A 19,989-nucleotide genomic window follows, 5' to 3' on the forward strand; every position below is an offset into this window, starting at 1 on the left:
CCGCTACCGCCGACTGGTCATCCCCGTCGCCCTCGGGGGCCTGATCCTGATCGTCGTGGTCGCAGCGATCTGGAAGTAGGACGTCCCGCATGGCCGAACCCCTCCTGCGCGTGCTCGCGCGTCTGCGCTCCGAGGTCCTCGACGACGAGCACCTCGTGCGCGCCCTGGCGACCGGCCGGCGCCGCGGGCAGCCGGCTCCCCGCTGGCGCCGCGTCGAGCTGAGGTACGTCGACCTCAAGGCCGGTCGCCACCTCCAGGTCACGGCGTACGACGACACCCAGGCGCACACCTCCAACCACGCCGACCCGCGCGAGGTGCTCGACGACCTCCTCGACGAGGCCTACGCCAACTGGCACGTCGAGACCACCACGCAGACCCACCAGCTGCGCGTGACCAAGAAGGGCGACGCGCTGCTGCACACCGCGGCCCGCGAGGAGCAGACGGCGCCCGAGCGGTCCCACGACCAGGCCAAGACCCGGCTGCTGGCCCCCGACCACCCGACCCTGCGGGCGCTGGGGATCTCCGACGCCCAGGGCCGCGTGAAGCCGTCGCGGCAGGCCAAGTACCGCCAGGTCGAGGAGTTCGTCCGCGCCCTCGACGCCGCCCTGGAGGACGCGCAGCGCTCGGGCAAGGTCCGCACCCCCACGGCCGAGGACCCGCTCCGGGTGGTCGACCTGGGCTGCGGCAACGCCTACCTCACCTTCGCCGCGCTGGCCCACCTCGGCGAGCGGATGCCCGTGCGGATGCTCGGCGTCGACGTCAAGGACCAGTCGCGGCGCCACAACAGCGAGGTCGCCCGCGAGCTGGGCGTCGAGGACCGGATCACCTTCCTCACCGCCGGCATCGACGACGTGGAGCTCGACGAGCACCCCGACGTGGTGCTCGCGCTGCACGCCTGCGACACCGCCACCGACGACGCGCTGGAGCGGGCGGTGGGCTGGGAGGCGGACCTCGTGCTCGCGGCGCCCTGCTGCCACCACGACGTCTCGGCGCAGCTGCGACGGGTGCCGACCCCGGCCGGCTGGTCGAGCCTGACCCGCGACGGCATCCTGCGCGAGCGCCTCGCCGACACCCTCACCGACGCGCTGCGGGCCGGCATCCTGCGCCAGGTCGGCTACCGCGTCGAGGTGGTCGAGTTCGTCGACAGCGCCCACACCCCGCGCAACACCCTGCTCAAGGCCGTGCGCACCGGCGCGGCCCCGTCGCCGAGGGCGCGCGAGGAGTACGACGCGCTGGTCACCACCTGGCGCCTCCAGCCCCACCTCGCGGGCGTGCTGGACCGCGCCGGCTCGTGAGCGCCCCGGGTCGGGTCGCGCGCTCGCTGGTCGCCCTGGGCGCCGTCGGGACGCTCGCGGTCGGGCTGCCGGGTCCGGCGCCCGCGGTGACGACCCGGTCGGGGGAGGTCGCGACCACCACGACGTCCCCCGTCGCGTCGCGACGGATGGTCACCCCGCGCGACCCGCGGCTGGTCGAGAGCAGCGGCGTCGTGGACCGCGGCGCGACCGTGGTCCTGACCAACGACTCCGGCAGCTGCGCCTGCCTCTACGTCGTGTCCACGCGGACCGGTCGCACGCTCGGGGTGACCCGGTGGCGCTCGCCCGTGCGCGACGTGGAGGCCCTGGCGCCGGCGGGTCCCCGCGCCGTCTGGGTCGGCGACGTCGGCGACAACCGGTCCGCCCGTCGCCGCATCGTGCTGCTGCGCGTGCCGGTGGGGACGCGGTCGCGCACGGTGCGCCCGTCGGCGTACGCCCTGGCCTACCCGCGGGGCGCCCACGACGCCGAGTCGGTGGTCGTGGACCGCCGGGGCCGGGTCTCGGTGGTGACCAAGTCCTTCGCCGGCGGCACCGTCTTCGCCACCACCGGCCCGCTGCGCCGCGACCGGGTCAACCGGCTCCGGCGAGTGGCCCGGGTGGCCGAGCTGGCCACCGACGCGGCGCTGTCCCTGGACGGACGGTCCGTGGTGGTGCGCGGGCCGGCCGCCGCCGGGGTCTACGCCTACCCGACGTGGCGCCGGCTGGGTGGGTTCGCGCTTCCGCGCCAACGCCAGGGGGAGGGCGTGGCCGTGGGGCCGGGCGGGCGGGTCCTGCTGGCGAGCGAGGGACGCCGCAGCCCGCTGCTCGCGGTGACGCCCCCGGCCGCGCTCGCCGCGGCGCTGGCCGGCCGACCGGCGCCGTCCCCGAGCGCGACGCCGTCTCCGTCGCCCTCGACCACGCCGACGCCCTCGACCGCCCCGACCGCCTCTGCGTCTCCCCGCCTCGCGGCGACGACCCAGGAGCCGCGGGCCATGGTGGCGACGGACCGTGACGACGAGCCCTGGTTGCTGTGGACCATCCCGGTCGTCATCGTCCTGGGGGCCCTGGGGATCGGCCTGGGCCTGCGCCGGAGGACCCCCTGAGGGTCACGCCCGGCGGCCGGGCGCGAGGCGCGCGTGGTGGGCTCGGTCAGCCGAGCCGCTCGACCACGTGGTCGATGCAGGCGGTCAGGGCGGCGACGTCGGCCGGGTCGACGGCGGGGTAGGTGGCGATCCGCAGCTGGTTGCGGCCCAGCTTGCGGTAGGGCTCGGTGTCGACCACGCCGTTGGCCCGCAGCACCGCGGCGACCGTGTCGGCGTCGACCGTGGCATCGAGGTCGATGGTCGCGATCACCAGGGACCGCAGCGCCGGGTCGGCGACGAAGGGGGAGGCCCACGGCGTGCGCTCGGCCCAGTCGTAGAGGGTGCGCGAGGACTCGGTGGTCCGGGCGACCATCGCCTCCAGCCCGCCCTGGTCGAGCATCCAGTCCAGCTGCTCGGCCATCAGGAACAGCGTGGCCACCGCCGGGGTGTTCAGCGTCTGGTCCATCCGCGAGTTGGTGATCGCGGTGGGCAGGTCGAGGAACGCCGGCACCCAGCGGGCGGCCGACAGCTCGTGGGCCCGCTCGATCGCCGCGGGGGAGAGCAGGGCCAGCCACAGGCCGCCGTCGGAGGCGAAGGACTTCTGCGGGGCGAAGTAGTAGGCGTCGGTCTGGCCCACGTCGACGGGCAGCCCGCCGGCGCCCGAGGTGGCGTCGACGAGCACGAGGGCGTCGGTGCCCGCGGCCAGGTCGGGTCGGCGTACGGGGGCCATCACCGCGGTCGAGGTCTCGTTGTGGGCCCAGGCGTAGGCGTCGACGCCCTCCTCCGGCACGGGCGGGGCGAACGACCCCGGCTCGGCCGTGACGACCGCGGGGTCGGCCAGGAACGGCGCGCGCCTCGCCGCGGTCGCGAACTTGGAGGTGAACTCCCCGAAGACCAGGTGCTGGCTGCGCTCGCGGACCAGCCCGAACACGGCCGCGTCCCAGAACGCCGTGGTGCCGCCGTTGCCGAGCACGACCTCGTGGCCCTCGGGCAGGTCGAACAGGGTGGCCACGCCCTCGCGCACCCGACCCACGAGCCCGCGCACGGGCGCCTGGCGGTGGGAGGTCCCCATCAGGGTGGTGCCGCTCGCGGCCAGGGCCGCCAGCGCGCCGGCCGGGACCTTGGAGGGGCCCGCCCCGAAGCGACCGTCGGCGGGCAGCAGGTCCTGGGGGATCACGATGTCGGGCACGGTCCTAGTCTGTCAGCCGGGCCGGAGCCGCCTCCGCGCCCGTCCCACCCCCGCCCGCGCCGCAGGAGTCACCGTGTCCGGCCCGTCCCTCCCCGCCCCCGCCGGGTGGCGCCTGGAGCGTCTCCCGATCACCCACCCCGACGCGCACCGGCTGGTGGAGGAGGTCCAGGAGGAGTACGTCGTCCGCTACGGCGGGCGCGACGAGACGCCCATCGAGGCGGCGTACTTCGAACCGCCCTCGGGCGCGTTCTTCGTCGGCTACCTCGACGACGTGCCGGTGGCGACCGGGGCCTGGCGGCTGCGCTCCGACGTGGTCGTCGATGGCCTGGGCCGCTCCGCGGAGGTCAAGCGGATGTACGTCGCCGCCCCCGGCCGCCGCCGGGGTCTGGCCCGCCTCGTGCTGGCCCACCTGGAGGACACCGCCCGGCTGGCCGGCGCCGAGGTGATGGTGCTCGAGACCGGCGACCGCCAGCCCGAGGCGATCGCGCTCTACGAGTCCTCGGGCTACGTCGCCGTCTCCGGCTTCGGCTTCTACCGCGACTCCCCGATCTCCCGCTGCTTCGCCCGGGTCCTCCTCCGCCACTGAACGGGTCCGGACGCAGCAGTGGCCGGCCCCCGAGGGGACCGGCCACCGGTGGTGGAGCGCTGGATCAGATGGTGGCGACGTCGATGACGAAGCGGTAGCGCACGTCGGAGTTCACGACGCGGTCCCAGGCCTCGTCGACCTGGTCGGCGTTGATCTTCTCGATCTCGGCACCGAAGCCGTGCTTGGCGCAGAAGTCGAGCATCTCCTGGGTCTCGCGGATGCCGCCGATCTTCGAGCCGGCCATCGAGCGACGCATGCCGGCCAGCGAGAAGGCCTGGTACTCGTCGGGGCCGTCGGGGATGCCCACGTGCACCAGGGTGCCGTTGAGGCCCAGCAGCGCGAGGTACTTGTCCATCGGCAGGTGCGCCGAGACCGTGTTGACGATCAGGTCGAAGGTGCCCGCGAGCTTCTCGAAGGTCTCCTCGTCCTTGGTGGCGTAGTAGTGGGTCGCGCCCAGGCGCTTGCCGTCCTCCTCCTTGGAGGTGGTCTGCGACAGGACGGTGACCTCGGCGCCCATGGCGCTGGCGATCTTGACGCCCATGTGGCCCAGGCCGCCCATGCCGATGATGGCGACCTTCTTGTCCGGCCCGGCGCCCCAGTGGTTGAGGGGGGAGTAGAGCGTGATGCCGGCGCACAGCAGGGGAGCGGCGACGTCGAGCTCGACGCCCTCGGGGATGCGCAGGACGTAGTTCTCGTCCACGGTGACGGACTTGGAGTAGCCGCCGAAGGTGGGCTCGCCGTCGTAGTCCTTGGCGTTGTAGGTGCCGACCTCGCCCTTGAGGCAGTACTGCTCGTCGCCGGCCTTGCAGTTGGCGCACTCGCGGCAGGAGTCGACGAAGCAGCCGACGCCGACGCGGTCGCCCACGGCGTACTTCGTGACCTCGGAGCCGACCTCGCGCACGGTGCCGGCGATCTCGTGGCCGGGGACCATCGGGAACAGGGCGGGGCCCCACTCCTCGCGGCCCTGGTGGATGTCGGAGTGGCACACCCCGGCGAAGGCGATGTCGATGACGACGTCGTGGGCACGGGGGTCCCGGCGCTCGATGGTGCCGCGCTCGAAGGGCTTGCTGGCGCCCTTGGTGATCAAAGCTTCAACAGTCTGGGTCATGTGGACAACGTGCCCCGAACCCCTGAGTTCTCACACCTCGGGCGTCACCAGATCCGCCGATGTGGCCATCGCCACGCGGGCCGGGACGCACGACGGCGGCGGCCCCCGGGGGGACCGCCGCCGTCAGGCGGTGCCGGACGGGCTCAGACGACGAGCTCGTCGTCGGCCGAGCTGTCGCCCCAGGCCTCGTTGTAGCCCTCGATCGAGCTGGCCGGGCGCTCGCCCGGGCCGGTGTAGATCGCCGAGGGGCGGATCAGGCGCCCGGTGCGCTTCTGCTCCAGGATGTGCGCCGACCAGCCGCCCGTGCGCGCACAGGTGAACATCGAGGTGAACATCGGCGCCGGGACCTCGGCGAAGTCCAGGACGATGGCCGCCCAGAACTCCACGTTGGTCTCCAGGACGCGGTCGGGACGACGCTCCTTGAGCTCGGCCAGGGCGGCCTTCTCCAGCGCCTCGGCGACCTCGTAGCGGGGGGCGTCGAGCTCCTTGGCCGTACGCCGCAGCACGCGGGCGCGGGGGTCCTCGGCGCGGTAGACGCGGTGGCCGAAGCCCATCAGGCGCTCACCGTCGTCGAGCAGCTTCTTGACGTAGGCCTCGGCGTCGCCGGTCTTCTCGACGTCCTCGATCATGGTCAGCACGCGGGCCGGGGCGCCGCCGTGCAGCGGGCCGCTCATGGCGCCGATCGCGCCGGAGAACGCCGCGGCGACGTCGGCGCCGGTGGAGGTGATGACGCGGGCGGTGAAGGTGGAGGCGTTCATGCCGTGCTCGGCGGCGGAGCTCCAGTAGGCGTCGATCGCCTTGACGTGCTTGGGGTCGGCCTCGCCCTTCCAGCGGATCAGGAACTTCTCCGCGAGGGTGGTGCCCTCGTCGACCTCGCGCTGGGTGACGATCGGCTGGCCGAGGCCGCGGGCGGCCTGGGCGGCGTACGACAGGACCATGACGGCGACGCGGGAGAGGTCCTCGCGGGCCTCCTCGTCGGAGATGTCGTAGGTCTGCTTCATCCCCAGCATCGGGGCGAGCATGGCCACGCCGGCCTGCACGTCGGCGCGCACGTCGCCCGTGTGGATGGGGATGTTGAAGGGCTCGGCCGGCGGCAGGCCCGGGTCGTAGGAGCCGTCGATGAGCAGCCCCCAGACCTTCTCGAAGGGGATCCGGCCGACGATCTCCTCGATGTCGACGCCGCGGTAGCGCAGCGCGGAGCCTTCCTTGTCCGGTTCAGCGATCTGTGTCTCGAACGCGACGACACCTTCGAGTCCGTGGTGTACCTCAGTCATGGACCGCATTCTGCACGTATCCCGGTGAAGAGGAAGCGAAAGGTACCCAACGGTAGGTTCCTGGGCATGGATGACGGTGCGCGCGACGGTGGGCAGCAGGCCCGGGCCCAGCTGGCCGACCTGCGTCGGGAGTACGGCGCCGCGGGGCTGCTCGAGGCGGACCTCGCGCCGGACCCGGTGACGATGTTCGGGCGTTGGTTCGACCAGGCGGGGGCCTCGGGGATCCACGAGCCCAACGCCGTGGTCGTCTCGACGGTCGGCCCCGACGGCGGACCCTCGAGCCGCACCGTCCTGCTCAAGGGGCTCGACGAGCGCGGGTTCGTCTTCTACACCAACTACGACTCCCGCAAGGGCCACGACCTCGACGCCCGACCGGGCTGCGCGCTGCTCTTCCCCTGGCACGACCTCGAGCGCCAGGTGCGGGTCGAGGGCCGGGCCGAGCGGGTCAGCGACGCCGAGAGCTCGGCGTACTTCGCCCGGCGGCCGCGCGGCTCCCAGCTGGGGGCCTGGGCGTCCCCGCAGTCGCACGAGGTCGCCTCCCGCGAGGAGCTCGACCAGCGGTACGCCGACGCTCAAGCCCGCTTCGAGGGCCGCGACGTCGAGCGGCCCCCGCACTGGGGTGGCTTTCGCGTCGTGCCCGCCGTCGTCGAGTTCTGGCAGGGCCGTCCGGGGCGGATGCACGACCGGATCGTCTACCGCCGTGACGACGCCGGGGAGTGGACCACGGTCCGCCTCGCGCCGTAGGAGCCCTGCCCGCTGGCGACCCGGAAAACCATTTGTGAGTGAGTGCTCACTCACTTAGGATCGCCCGATGACACCGCGCGCTGCCTCCCTGTCCCGCGAGGACCGCCGGCAGGCGATCCTCGACACGCTGGTCCCGCTGCTCGTCGAGCGCGGCGGCGAGGTCAGCACCAAGGAGGTCGCTGCCGCCGCGGGGGTGGCCGAGGGGACGATCTTCCGGGTCTTCCCCGACAAGCGCAGCCTGATGCTGGCCGCGGCCGAGGAGGCCGTCGACCCGGCCCATGGGCAGGAGCGGCTCGACGAGGCGCTGCGCGACGTCGTCGGCCTGCGGGCGCGGGTGGTGGTCGCGACCGGGCAGGTGCTGGAGCGGATGCACCTGACGATGGCGGTGATGGCCGCCGTGCGCCCCCACCTGGTCGCGCTGCACGAGGAGCACCACCGCGGCGCCGGCACGAGCCCGCGCTGGGGACCGCCGCCCTTCCTGGTGCGCGCCCAGGAGGCGCTGGACCGCCGCCTGGCCGGCCTGTTCGAGCCCCACCGCGACCAGCTCTCGGTGCCGCCCGAGGTGGCCGCCCTCGCCCTGCGCAGCCTCGTCCTGGGGGCCAGCCGGCCCGAGCTGGGACCGGTGCCGGCGCTGACCCCCGAGCAGATCGCCGACCTCGTGCTCCACGGGGTCATGACCCGAGGAGTGCACTCGTGCTGATCACCCTCCTGCGCGACCGGCTCGCGCCGTACCGCGCCTTCCTGTCCGCCGTCGTCGTCCTGCAGCTGGTCGGCGTCGTGGCGATGCTCTACCTGCCCAGCCTCAACGCCGACATCATCGACAACGGGGTGGCCACCGGGGACACCGGCTACATCGTGCGGACCGGCGGGATCATGCTCGCCGTCTCGGTGCTCCAGATCGTCTGCTCGGTCTCCGCGGTCTGGTTCGGGGCGCGCACGGCGATGGGGTTCGGCCGCGACCTGCGGGCCACCCTGTTCCACCGCGTCGGCACCTTCTCCACCCGCGAGGTCCAGCACTTCGGCGCCCCGTCGCTGATCACCCGCAGCACCAACGACGTGCAGCAGGTGCAGATGCTGGTCCTGATGGGCTGCACGATGGCCGTGACCGCCCCGATCATGATGGTCGGCGGCGTGCTGATGGCGCTGCGCGAGGACCTCGGCCTGGGCTGGATCCTGGCGATCGTGGTCCCGGCGCTGTTCGTCTCGGTGGGCTTCGTGGTCAGCCGGATGGTGCCGAACTTCCGCCGCATGCAGAGCCGCATCGACGAGGTCAACCGGGTCCTGCGCGAGCAGATCACCGGCATCCGCGTGGTGCGTGCCTTCGTGCGCGAGCCGCGGGAGGCCGAGCGGTTCGGCACCGCCAACGCCGACCTGACCGACGTCGCGCTGCGTGCCGGGCGCTGGATGGCCACGATGTTCCCGCTGGTGATGCTGGTCGTCAACGTCTCCAGCGTGGCCGTGATCTGGTTCGGGGCCCACCGCGTGGACAGCGGCCAGATGCAGGTCGGGGCGCTGACGGCGTTCCTGTCCTACCTGATGCAGATCCTGATGTCGGTGATGATGGCGACCTTCATGCTGATGATGGTGCCGCGCGCCTCGGTCTGCGCCGACCGGATCACCGAGGTGCTCGACACCGAGACGACCGTGCCCCGCGCGGCCGACGCCGCCCTGCCCGACCCCGCCCGTCGCGGGCAGCTGGACCTGGAGGCGGTGACCTTCGCCTACCCCGGCGCCGAGTCGCCGGTGCTCCAGGACGTCACCCTCCACGCCCGGCCGGGCGAGACCCTGGCGGTGATCGGCTCCACCGGCGCGGGCAAGACCACGCTGGTCAACCTGGTGCCGCGCCTCTTCGACGCCACCTCGGGGTCGGTGCGCGTGGCCGGCGCCGACGTCCGCGGCCTCCAGGAGGAGGCGCTGTGGGCCCAGATCGGGCTGGTGCCGCAGAAGGCCTACCTGTTCACCGGGACCATCCGCAGCAACCTCCTGCACGGCAAGCCCGACGCAGGAGACGACGAGCTCTGGGAGGCCCTGGAGATCGCGCAGGCCCGCGACTTCGTCGAGGCGCTGAGCGACGGCCTCGACGCCGAGGTGTCCCAGGGCGGCACCAACTTCTCCGGTGGGCAGCGCCAGCGGCTGGCGATCGCCCGGGTCGTCGTGCGCCGGCCGGGGATCTACCTCTTCGACGACTCCTTCTCGGCGCTCGACCTGGCCACCGACGCCCGGCTGAGGGCGGCCCTCGCGCCGGTGACCCGGGACGCCACGGTGCTCGTGGTGGCCCAGCGGGTCTCCACCATCCGCGACGCCGACCGGATCGTGGTGCTCGAGGACGGTCGCGTCGTCGGCACCGGCACCCACCACGAGCTGCTGGCGGGGTGCGTGACCTACCAGGAGATCGTCGCGTCGCAGATGACCCGGGAGGAGGCGGCATGAGCACGACGGAGAACGGCGGGCCGGCACCCAAGGCCCAGGAGTTCAAGGCCACCGAGCGCATCGCGGCCGGCCCGGGCGGGCCCGGACGCGGCCCGATGGGCGGTGGCATGGTCGGGCAGAAGGCGATGACCTTCGGCCCCTCGGCCAGGCGCCTGCTCGGCCGGATGCGCCCCGACCGCGCCAAGGCGGTCCTGGTGGTGCTGCTCGGCGTCGTGGCCGTCGTGCTGATGTCCTTCGGCCCCCGCATCCTGGGGCGGGCCACCGACCTGATCTTCGCCGGGCTGGTGGGTCGGCGGCTGACGCCCGGCGTCAGCCAGGCCGAGGCCGTGCGGGCGCTGCGCGAGCGCGGCGAGAGCACGCTGGCCGACCTGGTCGGCTCGATGCAGCACGTCGTCCCCGGCCGGGGCGTCGACTTCGGCGCCGTGCGCGACGTCCTGCTGCTCGTCCTCGCGGTGTACGTCGTGGCCTCGCTGCTGTCCTGGCTCCAGGGCTACGTGCTCAACGCGGTCGTGCAGAACACCGTCTACCGGCTGCGCCAGGACGTCGAGGACAAGATCCACCGGTTGCCGCTGAGCTACTTCGACCGCTCGCCGCGCGGGGAGCTGCTCAGCCGCGTGACCAACGACATCGACAACGTCAGCCAGACCCTCCAGCAGACGATGAGCCAGCTGCTCACCTCGCTGATGACCGTGCTGGCCGTGGTCGGGATGATGTTCTGGATCTCCCCGCTTCTGGCGCTGGTGGCGCTGGTCTCGGTGCCGGTCTCGCTGCTCGTCACCCGCGCGATCATGAAGCGCTCCCAGGGCCAGTTCATCGCCCAGTGGCGGCGCACGGGCCGCCTCAACGCGCAGATCGAGGAGGCCTACTCCGGCCACGCGCTGGTCAAGGTCTTCGGCCGCCAGGCCGAGGTCGACGCGACCTTCGCGGAGGAGAACGACGAGCTCTACCGGGTCAGCTTCGGGGCGCAGTTCGTCTCCGGGCTGATCATGCCGGCGATGATGTTCATCGGGAACCTGAACTACGTCGTGGTGGCCGTCGTCGGCGGCCTGCGGGTGGCCAGCGGCTCGCTGTCGCTGGGCGACGTGCAGGCGTTCGTGCAGTACACCCGGCAGTTCACCCAGCCGCTGACCACGGTGGCCTCGATGATGAACCTGTTGCAGTCCGGCGTCGCGTCGGCCGAGCGGGTCTTCGAGCTGCTCGACGCCGACGAGGAGAGCGAGGAGCCCGCGGCCCGGGCCGGGGACGGCGTACGCCGCGGGGAGGTCGCCTTCGAGCACGTCTCCTTCCGCTACGACCCCGACACCCCGCTGATCGAGGATCTGTCGCTGGTCGCGCGGCCGGGGCAGACCGTGGCGATCGTCGGCCCGACCGGGGCCGGCAAGACCACGCTGGTCAACCTGGTGATGCGCTTCTACGAGGTCACGGACGGCCGGATCACCCTGGACGGCACGGACGTGGCGTCGGTGCGCCGCAGCGAGCTGCGCAGCCAGATCGGGATGGTGCTCCAGGACACCTGGCTCTTCGGCGGGACGATCCGCGACAACATCGCCTACGGCCGCCCCGACGCCACCGAGGAGGAGGTGCTGGCCGCCGCCCGCGCGACCTTCGTGGACCGGTTCGTCCACTCGCTCCCGGACGGCTACGACACGGTCGTGGACGAGGACGGCGCCAACCTCTCGGCCGGCGAGCGGCAGCTGGTCACCATCGCCCGGGCCTTCCTGTCCGACCCGGCGCTGCTGATCCTCGACGAGGCGACCTCCTCGGTCGACACCCGCACCGAGCTGCTGGTGCAGCACGCCATGGCGGCACTGCGCAGCGAGCGGACCTCGTTCGTGATCGCCCACCGGCTCTCCACGATCCGCGACGCGGACCTGATCCTGGTGATGGAGGCCGGCGCGATCGTCGAGCAGGGCACCCACGACGAGCTGCTGGCCGCGGGCGGCGCCTACGCCCGCCTGCACGACTCCCAGTTCGCCGGGGCCTCCCTCCAGTCCTGACCGGCGAGGGGGCCCACCTGGCGCGCGAGGAGGCCCACCTGGCGCGCGAGGGGGCCCACCTGGCGGCCGAGGGGGCTCGTGTGGCGCGCGAGGAGGCTCACCTGGCGCCCGAGGAGGCTCACCTGGCGTCCGACGGGGCTCGGGTGGTGTCCCGGACGCGGCGAGAGGCACGTGACCCCTCGGGTCACGTGCCTCTCGTCAGGCGGAGGAGCGAGTCAGCCCGCGCCGCCACCGCCGTTGTCCAGGGTGTCCGAGCCGTCGTCCTCCTCGGAGCCGACCCGGCCGTCGGCCGGCCCGTCGCCGCCGGTGTGCCCGTCGTCCGAGCCCGAGTCGTCGGAGGAGGAGTCGGAGGAGGAGTCGTTCGAGACGGGGGAGCCGCTGCTGCTGCCGCCCTCGCCGCTGCCGTAGTCGGAGTCCGCGGCCGTCAGCGGCGCCGTCTCCGGGTCCTCCTCGCGGTCGGCCCCGATGGCGTCGTCGTCGTCCCCGGTCTGCTCGGGGTGGCGGGCCAACGGGTTGTCCTCGGTCGGCTGGAGGTCCTCGGGGAGCTTGTCGTCGCCGAGGTCGCCGGGGGCGCTCTCCTCGAGCGAGGACCCGCCGTCCTCGTCGTCGCCCTGGGAGGAGGAGCCTGCGCTCCCGCCCGACGAGCCGGAGCCCGCCGATCCCTGGTCGGAGGACGAGGAGGTGCTGTCCTCGCTCGTCTCGTCGGTGCCGTCGCTCGCGGCCTGGGTCTCGTCCGGCTTGTCGTCAGTCACGCCTTCTCCTTACCCATCCCGGCCACGGCGATGCTGCCCGGCGCACGACCGCCGGTGGCGGGCGGCCCACCCGGAGGCCACGGGCGCGCCAGGAGCGACGTCCGCGGCGGCGGGGACCCCGGGAAGGACGCGGCGAAAAGCCGTTGAACCGCCCCGGACGGCGACCTACGCTGAGCGGACACGGGAAAGGAGGTGGTCCGAGGAATGAGTTCTTCGAGGACGCGTGAGGTGGCTGCTCACTAGCAGCGCACCGCCCAGCCGCGTGAGCGCGCTGGTGAATACCCAGCAGTCACCCGACCCGCAGACGACCGGGATCACGTCCCCCGGTGCGGTTCCTGACCAGGAACCACGTCTGCGGGTCGCTGCTTTGTAGGGTGGTCCCGTGGTCGACGACGAGACGATGCGAGCCCTGGAGCACGAGATGGGTGTGCTCGTACGTCGACTACGCCGCAAGATCGCCGAGCGGGCCCGGTTGGTGCACCCCGACCTCTCGCCCGTGGCGTACTCGATGCTGATCGCCCTGCACGACGGCGGCCCGCGCCGCGCGAGCGACCTGGTCGACATGTTCTCCATCGACAAGGGCGCCGTCAGCCGGCAGGTGCAGTCGCTGCTCGAGCTCGGCCTGATCGAGCGCACCCCGGACCCCGAGGACCGCCGCGCCGCGATCCTGGCGATCACGCCCCGGGGTCACGAGCGGATGGAGGCGGTCGCCGAGGATCGCCGCACCGAGATCCGTGAGCGGCTCGGCGACTGGACCGACGACGACCTGGCCGCGCTCGTCGGGTCGATGGCGCGCTACAACCAGGCCCTCGACCTGCCCTGAACCCTCCCCGGGCCCCCGCACCGACCGGACCGGTCCCGCGGATGGGACACAATGGGGGGCGTGAGCGACCTCATCGACACCACGGAGATGTACCTCCGGACGATCTATGAGCTCGTGGAGGAGGGCATCGTCCCCCTGCGGGCCCGGATCGCCGAGCGCCTGCACCAGAGCGGCCCCACGGTGAGCCAGACCGTGGCCCGGATGGAGCGCGACGGCCTCCTCACCGTCGAGGGCGACCGGCACCTCCAGCTCACCGACGAGGGCGCGGTGCTGGCCCGTCGGGTGATGCGCAAGCACCGGCTGGCCGAGCGGCTGCTGACCGACGTCATCGGGCTGGACTGGGAGCTGGTCCACGAGGAGGCGTGCCGCTGGGAGCACGTGATGAGCGAGACCGTCGAGCGCCGCCTCCTGGAGCTGCTCGGCCACCCCACGGAGTCGCCGTACGGCAACCCGATCCCGGGCCTGGCCGAGCTCGGTCAGGAGACCTCGGAGGAGGAGTTCCGCGACGGCGTCGAGCCGCTGCGGCGCGCCGCCGGGCCGGAGTCGCGCCGCGTGCGGGTGCGCCGCATCTCCGAGGAGATGCAGAAGGACGAGACGCTGATGGGCGCCCTGCGCCGTGCGGGGGCGATGCCGGGCGCGGTGATCGCCGCGGTGAACACCGCCGACGGCGTGCTGCTGGGCAGCTCCGGCGAGACCGCCGAGATCGTGCCCGAGGCCGCCGAGCACATCTTCGTCACGCCGGCCTGAGCAGTCCCGCCTCCTGGGCGAGCTCGGACCAGGTGGTCAGCCACGGGCCGACCCCGGCGTCGACCCGGACCTGCGCGTGCTCGTCACCCCGGGTCGCACCCCGGTTGACGATCACGACCGGGGTCCCGGCGCGGGCGGCGTGGCGGACGAAGCGCAGCCCGGACATCACGGTCAGCGACGACCCGGCCACCAGGAGGCTGTCGGCCGCGTCGACCGCGGCGTAGCAGCGCGCGACCCGGTCCTTGGGGACGTTCTCCCCGAAGAACACCACGTCGGGCTTGAGCCGACCGCCGCACCGCCGGCAGGGGGGCACGACGAAGTCCCGCGTCTCCTCCAGGGCCACGTCGCCGTCGGGCCGGTCGGCGACGTCGGCGTGGGCCGCGACCCAGCCGGGGTTGGCCGCGTCGAGCCGCGCCTGCACCTGGGCCCGCGGGGTCACGTCGCGGCAGTCCAGGCAGACGACCTCGCTGATCCGGCCGTGCAGCGCGACCACCGACCGGTGGCCGGCGCGCTCGTGCAGACCGTCGACGTTCTGGGTGATCAGGAAGGGGACCCGGCCGCACGCCTCGAGACGGGCCAGGGCCCGGTGTCCGGCGTTGGGCTCGGCGGTGCCCATCCGCGACCAGCCGACGTGGGCCCGGGCCCAGTAGCGCTGGGCGTGGGCCGGGTCGGCGACGAACTCCTGGTAGGTCATCGGCGTCCGCGGCAGCGAGCCGGGCCCGCGGTAGTCGGGGATCCCGGAGTCCGTGCTCAGCCCGGCGCCCGTCAGGACGACCGTGCGCTCCCCGAGCAGGTCGAGCACGTCCCGGGGGGACGGTGCCGGCTCAGCCACGGGCGTAGCGGACCTCGGCCCGCGCCCGCGCCTTGGCCGCCTCGACGTCGCGGTCCTTGGGCGGGGCGTTGGTGACCAGGTCGGCGAGCAGGCGCTGGGTGGCGGCGTGGACCTCGGCCACGGCCCGGTCGAACACCTCCTGGTTGGCCTGGGAGGGGCGGGCGGACCCGCTGAGCTTGCGGACGTACTGCACGGCGGCGGCGTGCACCTCGTCGGTGGACGCGGGCGGCTCGAAGTTGTGCAGGGTGCGGATGCTGCGGCACATGGGACGAGCGTACGCCGGAGCACCGACACCGCCGCGTCCCAGGAGCGTGGACGACCCGGGCGACGACCGTCGGTGCCATGGGTCAGGATGAGGGAGCTCACCCCACCACCCACCCGACCGCCGCCAGGAGAACACCCGTGCCGACCGACCCCCAGTCCCGCACCTACGACGTCGTCCTGCTCGGCGCCACCGGCTTCACCGGCGCGCTCACCGCGGCCTACCTGGCCGAGCACGCCCCGCAGGACCTGCGCTGGGCCCTGGCGGGGCGCAACCGGACCAAGCTCGAGGCGGTCCGCGCGCGCCTGGTCGCCGACCTGCCCGACGACACCCGCCTGGCCGACCTGCCGCTGGTCGTCGCTGACAGCGCCGACCCGACCTCGCTGAAGGCGCTGGCCGAGTCGACCCGCGTCGTGATCACCACGGTCGGGCCCTACCTGCTGCACGGCGAGCCGCTGGTGGCCGCGTGCGCGGCGGCCGGGACCGACTACGTCGACCTCACCGGTGAGCCGGAGTTCGTCGATCAGATGTACCTCCAGCACCACGACGCCGCGGTGGCCTCGGGGGCACGTCTCGTGCACGCGTGCGGCTTCGACTCGATCCCGCACGACCTCGGTGCCTACTACACCGTCCAGCAGCTCGACTCCGCCGAGCCGATCACCCTGCGCGGCGTCGTGCGCGCCGGCGGCACCTTCTCGGGCGGCACCTTCCACTCCGCCCTGACCGCCTTCGGGCGGGCGAAGCAGATGCGGGAGGCCTCGAAGCGGCGTCGCGCCAAGGAGGGCCGCCCGGAGGGTCGCCGGTCGCGCGCGGTCGCCGGCAAGCCGCACCGCGACGGCGACCTCGGGTTGTGGCTGCTGCCGCTGCCCACGCTGGACCCGTTCGTCGTGGCCCGCTCGGGTGCCGCGCTGGCGGCGTACGGTCCGGACTTCCGCTACAGCCACTACGCCGGCTGCAAGACCCTGCGCTACGCCGCGGGTGGTGCCGTGGGGGTCGGCGGCCTCGGTCTCGCGGCCCAGGTCAAGCCGCTGCGCGAGCTGCTCAAGAGCCGCGTCAAGCAGGGCGACGGCCCCTCGGAGGAGCGGCGGGCGAAGTCCTGGTTCACAGTCGACTTCGTGGGCGAGAGCGCGGGGCGCACCGTCCGCACGCGCGTGTCCGGCGGTGACCCCGGCTACGACGAGACCGCCAAGATGCTGGCCGAGTCCGCGATGAGCCTGGCCCTGGACGACAACCCGCCGACCGCCGGTCAGGTCACGACCGCCCAGGCGATGGGCGACCACCTCCTGGAGCGGCTGCAGAAGGCCGGGATGCGCTTCGAGGTCCGCTGAGCGGACCGGCCGCGGCGAGGGTCAGGTGAACAGGCCCTCGCCGACGAAGCCGGACCGCGAGCGCACGCCGGGCGGCACCGCGAACAGGCCCGAGCCGGTGTGCTGGAGGTACTCCATCATCGCGTCCTGCGACGACAGCCGGGTCTGCATCGGGATGTAGTGCTCGTCGGGGTCGCGGACGAAGGCGATGAAGAACAGGCCGGCGTCCAGGCGGCCCAGCGCGTTGCTGCCGTCGGTGAAGTTGTAGCCGCGCCGCAGCAGCTGGACACCCTTGTTCTGGGTGGGGTGGGCCAGCCGCACGTGGGAGTCGGTCGCGATCAGCGGGCCGTCGTTGCCCGTGCGGGCGAAGTCGGGCGCGGTGTGCTCGGTGCCGCCCGAGAGCGGGGCGCCCTGGGCGCGGTCCCGGCCCACGACGGTCTCCTGGTCGCGCAGGCTGCTGCGGTCCCAGGTCTCGACGTGCATGTTGATGCGCCGCGCCACCAGGTAGGACCCGCCGGTCATCCAGTCCGCGCCGGCGTCGTCGCCGGGGCCGACCCAGACGAACTTCTCCAGGTTGGCGGGGTCCTCGGACTTGAGGTTGGCGGTGCCGTCCTTGAAGCCGAACAGGTTGCGCGGGGTGCTCTGCTTCGCCGACGTCGAGGACGTGCGGCCGAACCCGAGCTGGGTCCAGCGCAGCGCCACCGTGCCGAACCCCAGGCGGGCTAGGTTGCGGATGGCGTGCACGGCGACCTGCGGGTCGTGCGCGCAGGCCTGGACGCAGAGGTCGCCGCCGGTGCGGGCGGGGTCGAGCTGGTCGGCGGGGAAGTGCGGCAGCTCGCGCAGCGCCTTCGGCTTGCGGTCGCGCAGGCCGAACCTGTCCGTGCCGTCCTTCTCGAACAGGGTGGGGCCGAAGCCGAAGGTCAGGGTCAGACCGGCCGCGTCGAGGCCGAGGGCCTCGCCGGTGTCGGTCGGCGGGGCGTCGTACGACGTGGGGGTGCCGTCGCCGACCTCGCGACCGGCCGTCATCGCGCGGGCAGCCTCGGTCCACATCCGCAGCAGCGTCACCAGCTCCTCGCGGGAGTCGGTGGTGACGTCGAAGGAGGCGAAGTGCAGCCGGTCCTGGGCCGGAGTGGCGATGCCGGCCTGGTGCTCCCCGGTGAAGGAGTACGCCGACCGCTCCACGCCCTGGGAGGCGGACGCGGCGTCGCCGGTGTGGCCGTAGGCGTAGCCGCCGACGGCCCCGGCCGCACCCACCGCCAGGGCCCCGGCCCCGGCCGTGCCGAGCAGCCGGCGGCGCGTCACCGACGGGGTCGTGCGGTCCTGCGGGGTGCTCACAGCGTGATGGCCCCGGTCATCTTCGACAGCGGCTCGGCGAGGGCGTTGACGGCGTCGGAGAGCTGCTTGCGCTGCGCGGGGGTCACCTTGTCGTAGGAGACGAACCCGTCCTTGCCCACGCGGTAGCGGTCGAGCTGCTTCTGGAGCGCGGCGAACTCGGTGCGGATCGTGGTCGCGAGCGGGGCGTTCTTGACCTTGAGCAGCGGCTCGAGGCCCTCGAAGCCCACGCGGGCGCCGTCGACGTTGGCCTGGAAGTCGTAGAGGTCGGTGTGGGACCAGATGTCCTCCTCGCCGGTGATCTTGCCGCTGGCGACCTCGTCGAGCAGGCCCTTGGAGCCGTTGCCGATCTGGGCCACGGTGTACCTCAGCCCCTGGACGCGCCGGTCGAGGGTCTTGGTGTTGGCCAGCAGGTCGGCGGCCAGCGCCTTGCGCTCGGCGGAGGTCGCGGCGGTGTAGCCGCTCGCCGGGGGCCACAGGTCCTTCTCGATCCGGTGCCACCCGGTCCACTTCTGGCCCGGGGTCAGGTCGGCCTCGCGCAGGTCCATCTTGGGGTCGAGGTCGCCGAAGGACTCCGCGACCGTCTCGATCCGCTCCCAGTAGCCGCGGGCCTTCGGGAACAGTGCCCGGGCCTTGGCGTCCTGCCCGGCGGCGTACGCCGTGGTGAAGGCGGTGCTCGCGCCGACCAGCTGACGGGCCTGGTCCTTGACGAAGGCGGCGTACTGCCCGGTGGCCCGGTCGATGGAGGCCTGGTCGACGCCCTGGATGGCGCCGGTGTCCTTGCCCGAGTCGGTCACGGCGAAGGCGGAGCGGATGCCGCTGCCGGCCATGCCGGGCTTGCAGGCGGCGACGTACTTGCCGGGGGTGGCGGCGACGACGAGGTCGCGGGTCAGGCCGGGGCCGATGTTCTCGACCTCGCCGACGATGCGCTGGCCGTCGGCGGCGTAGAGGTAGAACTCGGTGACCTGGTCGCCGGTGTTCTTGATCTTGAACACCACGTTGCCCGAGGGCGCCTTCGTCGCGGTGAGGTCGCAGGCCTTGGCGGAGGAGGAGACGGTGATCGTCCCGTTCCCGCCGGAGGCGGAGGGCTGGTTGGACTCGGTCAGGCTGCAGGCCGAGGTGGCGGCCAGGCCCAGGGTGCAGGCGGCAGCGAGCAGGCGGTTCACGAGGAGTGCGACCTTCCAGTCGGGGGAGGGGAGGGGCGCGCCGGTCAGGCGACGCGGGCGGGCTCGCGCTCGGCGGCCGGGGCAGCGGCCGGGCGGGGCTGGCGGGTGCGACGCACGAACAGCGTCATGGTCGGGACCAGGTAGGCCAGCCAGACGGCCGCCTCGAGCCACGTGGTGGCGGGGGAGAAGTTGAGCGTGCCCTTGAGGAGCGTGCCGAGCACGGAGGCCGGCGGGACCTGGGCGCTGACGTCGAAGGCGAGGGCGTTCAGGCCCGGCAGGATGCCGGCCTCCTGCAGGTCGTGCACGCCGTACGCCAGGACGCCGGCGGCGACGACGATCAGGATCGTGCCGGTGTAGCGGAAGAACTTGGCCAGGTTGATCTTGAGCACGCCGCGGTAGAAGAAGTAGCCCATCACCACCGCGGTGAGGATGCCCAGGAGCGCCCCGACCAGCTGGAGGCCCTGGCTGCCGTCGGAGCCGGCGGACTGCGTGGCCGACCAGATGAACAGGGCGGTCTCGAGGCCTTCGCGGCCGACGGCGAGGAGGGCGACCAGGGCCAGGCTCATCCGGCCCGCGTCGGCGGCGGAGTCGATCCGCCCGCGGAGCTCGCCCGACATCCCGCGGGCGTGGCGGGCCATCCAGAACACCATCCAGGTCACGAACCCGACGGCGACGATCGACAGCGTGCCGCCCAGGGCCTCCTGGGCCTCGAAGGTGAGCTTCCGCGGGCCGAAGGTGAGGAGGGCCCCGAAGGCCAGGGAGACCAGGACCGCGACGCCCACGCCGGCCCAGATCCGTGGGAGCAGGTGCCGCCGGTCGGACTTGACCAGGTAGGCGACCACGATGACCACGACCAGGCTCGCCTCGAGCCCCTCGCGCAGCCCGATCAGGTAGTTGCCGAGGGGGAAGGCGGTCATCGCGGGCTCCAGGCGTGTGGTCGGGGGACGGACGGCGGTCGTGCAGGCGTTCGCACCGGTGGTCGCGCCGGCGGAGGTAAGCCTTGCATAAGTAAGGTAATCCTTACCCATGAGGCCCACAAGTGGCTCCCGTGTGGCTGGGGCCACAG

The 19,989-nt window shown here is 73.2% G+C and carries 19 protein-coding genes; 10 read left to right on the plus strand and 9 right to left on the minus strand.

What is annotated here, in order from left to right:
- Window positions 1–89 precede the first annotated feature (89 nt).
- On the plus strand, window positions 90–1,295 hold the full coding sequence (locus ACYVDA_RS03445; protein ID WP_460815102.1) for a class I SAM-dependent methyltransferase: 1,206 nt from the start codon (window positions 90–92) through the stop codon (window positions 1,293–1,295).
- Complete coding sequence (locus ACYVDA_RS03450; RefSeq protein ID WP_460815103.1) at window positions 1,292–2,395, plus strand: hypothetical protein; 1,104 nt, start codon at window positions 1,292–1,294, stop codon at window positions 2,393–2,395. Before ACYVDA_RS03445 ends, ACYVDA_RS03450 begins: the two co-directional genes overlap by 4 nt.
- A gap of 46 nt (window positions 2,396–2,441) precedes the next feature.
- Here the strand turns inward: ACYVDA_RS03450 and serC are convergent, their stop codons facing one another.
- Window positions 2,442–3,563, minus strand: coding sequence for a phosphoserine transaminase (gene serC / locus ACYVDA_RS03455; protein ID WP_460815104.1), 1,122 nt, complete (start codon window positions 3,561–3,563; stop codon window positions 2,442–2,444).
- A gap of 73 nt (window positions 3,564–3,636) precedes the next feature.
- On the opposite strand from serC, the gene ACYVDA_RS03460 reads away from it, so the two are divergent.
- A complete protein-coding gene (locus tag ACYVDA_RS03460) occupies window positions 3,637–4,149 on the plus strand; it encodes a GNAT family N-acetyltransferase (protein ID WP_460815105.1) in 513 nt (170 codons plus the stop codon).
- Window positions 4,150–4,213: 64 nt separating this feature from the next.
- Here the strand turns inward: ACYVDA_RS03460 and ACYVDA_RS03465 are convergent, their stop codons facing one another.
- Together ACYVDA_RS03465 and ACYVDA_RS03470 are read right to left on the minus strand one after the other, a co-directional pair.
- Window positions 4,214–5,257, minus strand: a complete 1,044-nt coding sequence (locus ACYVDA_RS03465; RefSeq protein ID WP_460815106.1) for an NAD(P)-dependent alcohol dehydrogenase — start codon at window positions 5,255–5,257, stop codon at window positions 4,214–4,216.
- Window positions 5,258–5,400: 143 nt separating this feature from the next.
- Window positions 5,401–6,531 carry a citrate synthase 2 gene (locus ACYVDA_RS03470; protein ID WP_460815107.1) on the minus strand — a complete coding sequence of 377 codons (1,131 nt, stop codon included), beginning with the start codon at window positions 6,529–6,531 and terminating at the stop codon, window positions 5,401–5,403.
- A gap of 66 nt (window positions 6,532–6,597) precedes the next feature.
- Between ACYVDA_RS03470 and pdxH the strand changes: the two genes are divergently transcribed.
- The 4 genes from pdxH to ACYVDA_RS03490 all read left to right on the plus strand — a co-directional run bounded on the left by pdxH (window position 6,598) and on the right by ACYVDA_RS03490 (window position 11,702).
- Entirely contained in the window at window positions 6,598–7,275 is a 678-nt protein-coding gene (gene pdxH / locus ACYVDA_RS03475) for a pyridoxamine 5'-phosphate oxidase (protein ID WP_460815108.1), read from the plus strand.
- Window positions 7,276–7,342: 67 nt separating this feature from the next.
- A complete protein-coding gene (locus ACYVDA_RS03480) occupies window positions 7,343–7,975 on the plus strand; it encodes a TetR family transcriptional regulator (RefSeq protein ID WP_460815109.1) in 633 nt (210 codons plus the stop codon).
- Entirely contained in the window at window positions 7,969–9,705 is a 1,737-nt protein-coding gene (locus ACYVDA_RS03485) for an ABC transporter ATP-binding protein (RefSeq protein WP_460815110.1), read from the plus strand. The genes ACYVDA_RS03480 and ACYVDA_RS03485 overlap by 7 nt, the downstream gene beginning before the upstream one ends.
- A complete protein-coding gene (locus tag ACYVDA_RS03490) occupies window positions 9,702–11,702 on the plus strand; it encodes an ABC transporter ATP-binding protein (RefSeq protein ID WP_460815111.1) in 2,001 nt (666 codons plus the stop codon). The genes ACYVDA_RS03485 and ACYVDA_RS03490 overlap by 4 nt, the downstream gene beginning before the upstream one ends.
- A 215-nt stretch (window positions 11,703–11,917) precedes the next feature.
- Here ACYVDA_RS03490 and ACYVDA_RS03495 read toward each other — a convergent pair whose 3' ends face one another.
- A complete protein-coding gene (locus tag ACYVDA_RS03495; RefSeq protein WP_460815112.1) occupies window positions 11,918–12,454 on the minus strand; it encodes a hypothetical protein in 537 nt (178 codons plus the stop codon).
- Between the two features lie 382 nt (window positions 12,455–12,836).
- Here ACYVDA_RS03495 and ACYVDA_RS03500 point away from each other — a divergent pair, with 382 nt between their 5' ends.
- Window positions 12,837–13,277 carry a MarR family winged helix-turn-helix transcriptional regulator gene (locus ACYVDA_RS03500; protein ID WP_460815113.1) on the plus strand — a complete coding sequence of 147 codons (441 nt, stop codon included), beginning with the start codon at window positions 12,837–12,839 and terminating at the stop codon, window positions 13,275–13,277.
- A gap of 60 nt (window positions 13,278–13,337) precedes the next feature.
- Window positions 13,338–14,024: a metal-dependent transcriptional regulator gene (locus tag ACYVDA_RS03505; RefSeq protein ID WP_460815114.1), complete on the plus strand. Its 687-nt coding sequence runs from the start codon at window positions 13,338–13,340 to the stop codon at window positions 14,022–14,024.
- Here ACYVDA_RS03505 and ACYVDA_RS03510 read toward each other — a convergent pair.
- Both ACYVDA_RS03510 and ACYVDA_RS03515 read right to left on the minus strand, forming a co-directional pair.
- Window positions 14,011–14,856: an NAD-dependent protein deacetylase gene (locus tag ACYVDA_RS03510; protein ID WP_460815115.1), complete on the minus strand. Its 846-nt coding sequence runs from the start codon at window positions 14,854–14,856 to the stop codon at window positions 14,011–14,013. The two genes, ACYVDA_RS03505 and ACYVDA_RS03510, sit on opposite strands and share 14 nt — an antisense overlap.
- Window positions 14,849–15,121, minus strand: a complete 273-nt coding sequence (locus ACYVDA_RS03515) for a DUF2277 domain-containing protein (RefSeq protein ID WP_460815116.1) — start codon at window positions 15,119–15,121, stop codon at window positions 14,849–14,851. Before ACYVDA_RS03515 ends, ACYVDA_RS03510 begins: the two co-directional genes overlap by 8 nt.
- A gap of 137 nt (window positions 15,122–15,258) precedes the next feature.
- Between ACYVDA_RS03515 and ACYVDA_RS03520 the strand changes: the two genes are divergently transcribed.
- Entirely contained in the window at window positions 15,259–16,446 is a 1,188-nt protein-coding gene (locus ACYVDA_RS03520; protein ID WP_460815117.1) for a saccharopine dehydrogenase family protein, read from the plus strand.
- 21 nt (window positions 16,447–16,467) lie between these two features.
- Here ACYVDA_RS03520 and efeB read toward each other — a convergent pair whose 3' ends face one another.
- Genes efeB through efeU form a run of 3 tightly spaced genes read right to left on the minus strand, consistent with a single transcriptional unit; the run spans window position 16,468 to window position 19,840 of the window.
- Complete coding sequence (gene efeB / locus ACYVDA_RS03525; RefSeq protein WP_460815118.1) at window positions 16,468–17,760, minus strand: iron uptake transporter deferrochelatase/peroxidase subunit; 1,293 nt, start codon at window positions 17,758–17,760, stop codon at window positions 16,468–16,470.
- On the minus strand, window positions 17,757–18,923 hold the full coding sequence (gene efeO, locus ACYVDA_RS03530; protein WP_460815119.1) for an iron uptake system protein EfeO: 1,167 nt from the start codon (window positions 18,921–18,923) through the stop codon (window positions 17,757–17,759). The genes efeB and efeO overlap by 4 nt, the downstream gene beginning before the upstream one ends.
- A 44-nt stretch (window positions 18,924–18,967) precedes the next feature.
- A complete protein-coding gene (gene efeU, locus ACYVDA_RS03535; protein WP_460815120.1) occupies window positions 18,968–19,840 on the minus strand; it encodes an iron uptake transporter permease EfeU in 873 nt (290 codons plus the stop codon).
- Window positions 19,841–19,989: the final 149 nt, after the last annotated feature.

Source organism: Nocardioides korecus (assembly GCF_054778395.1).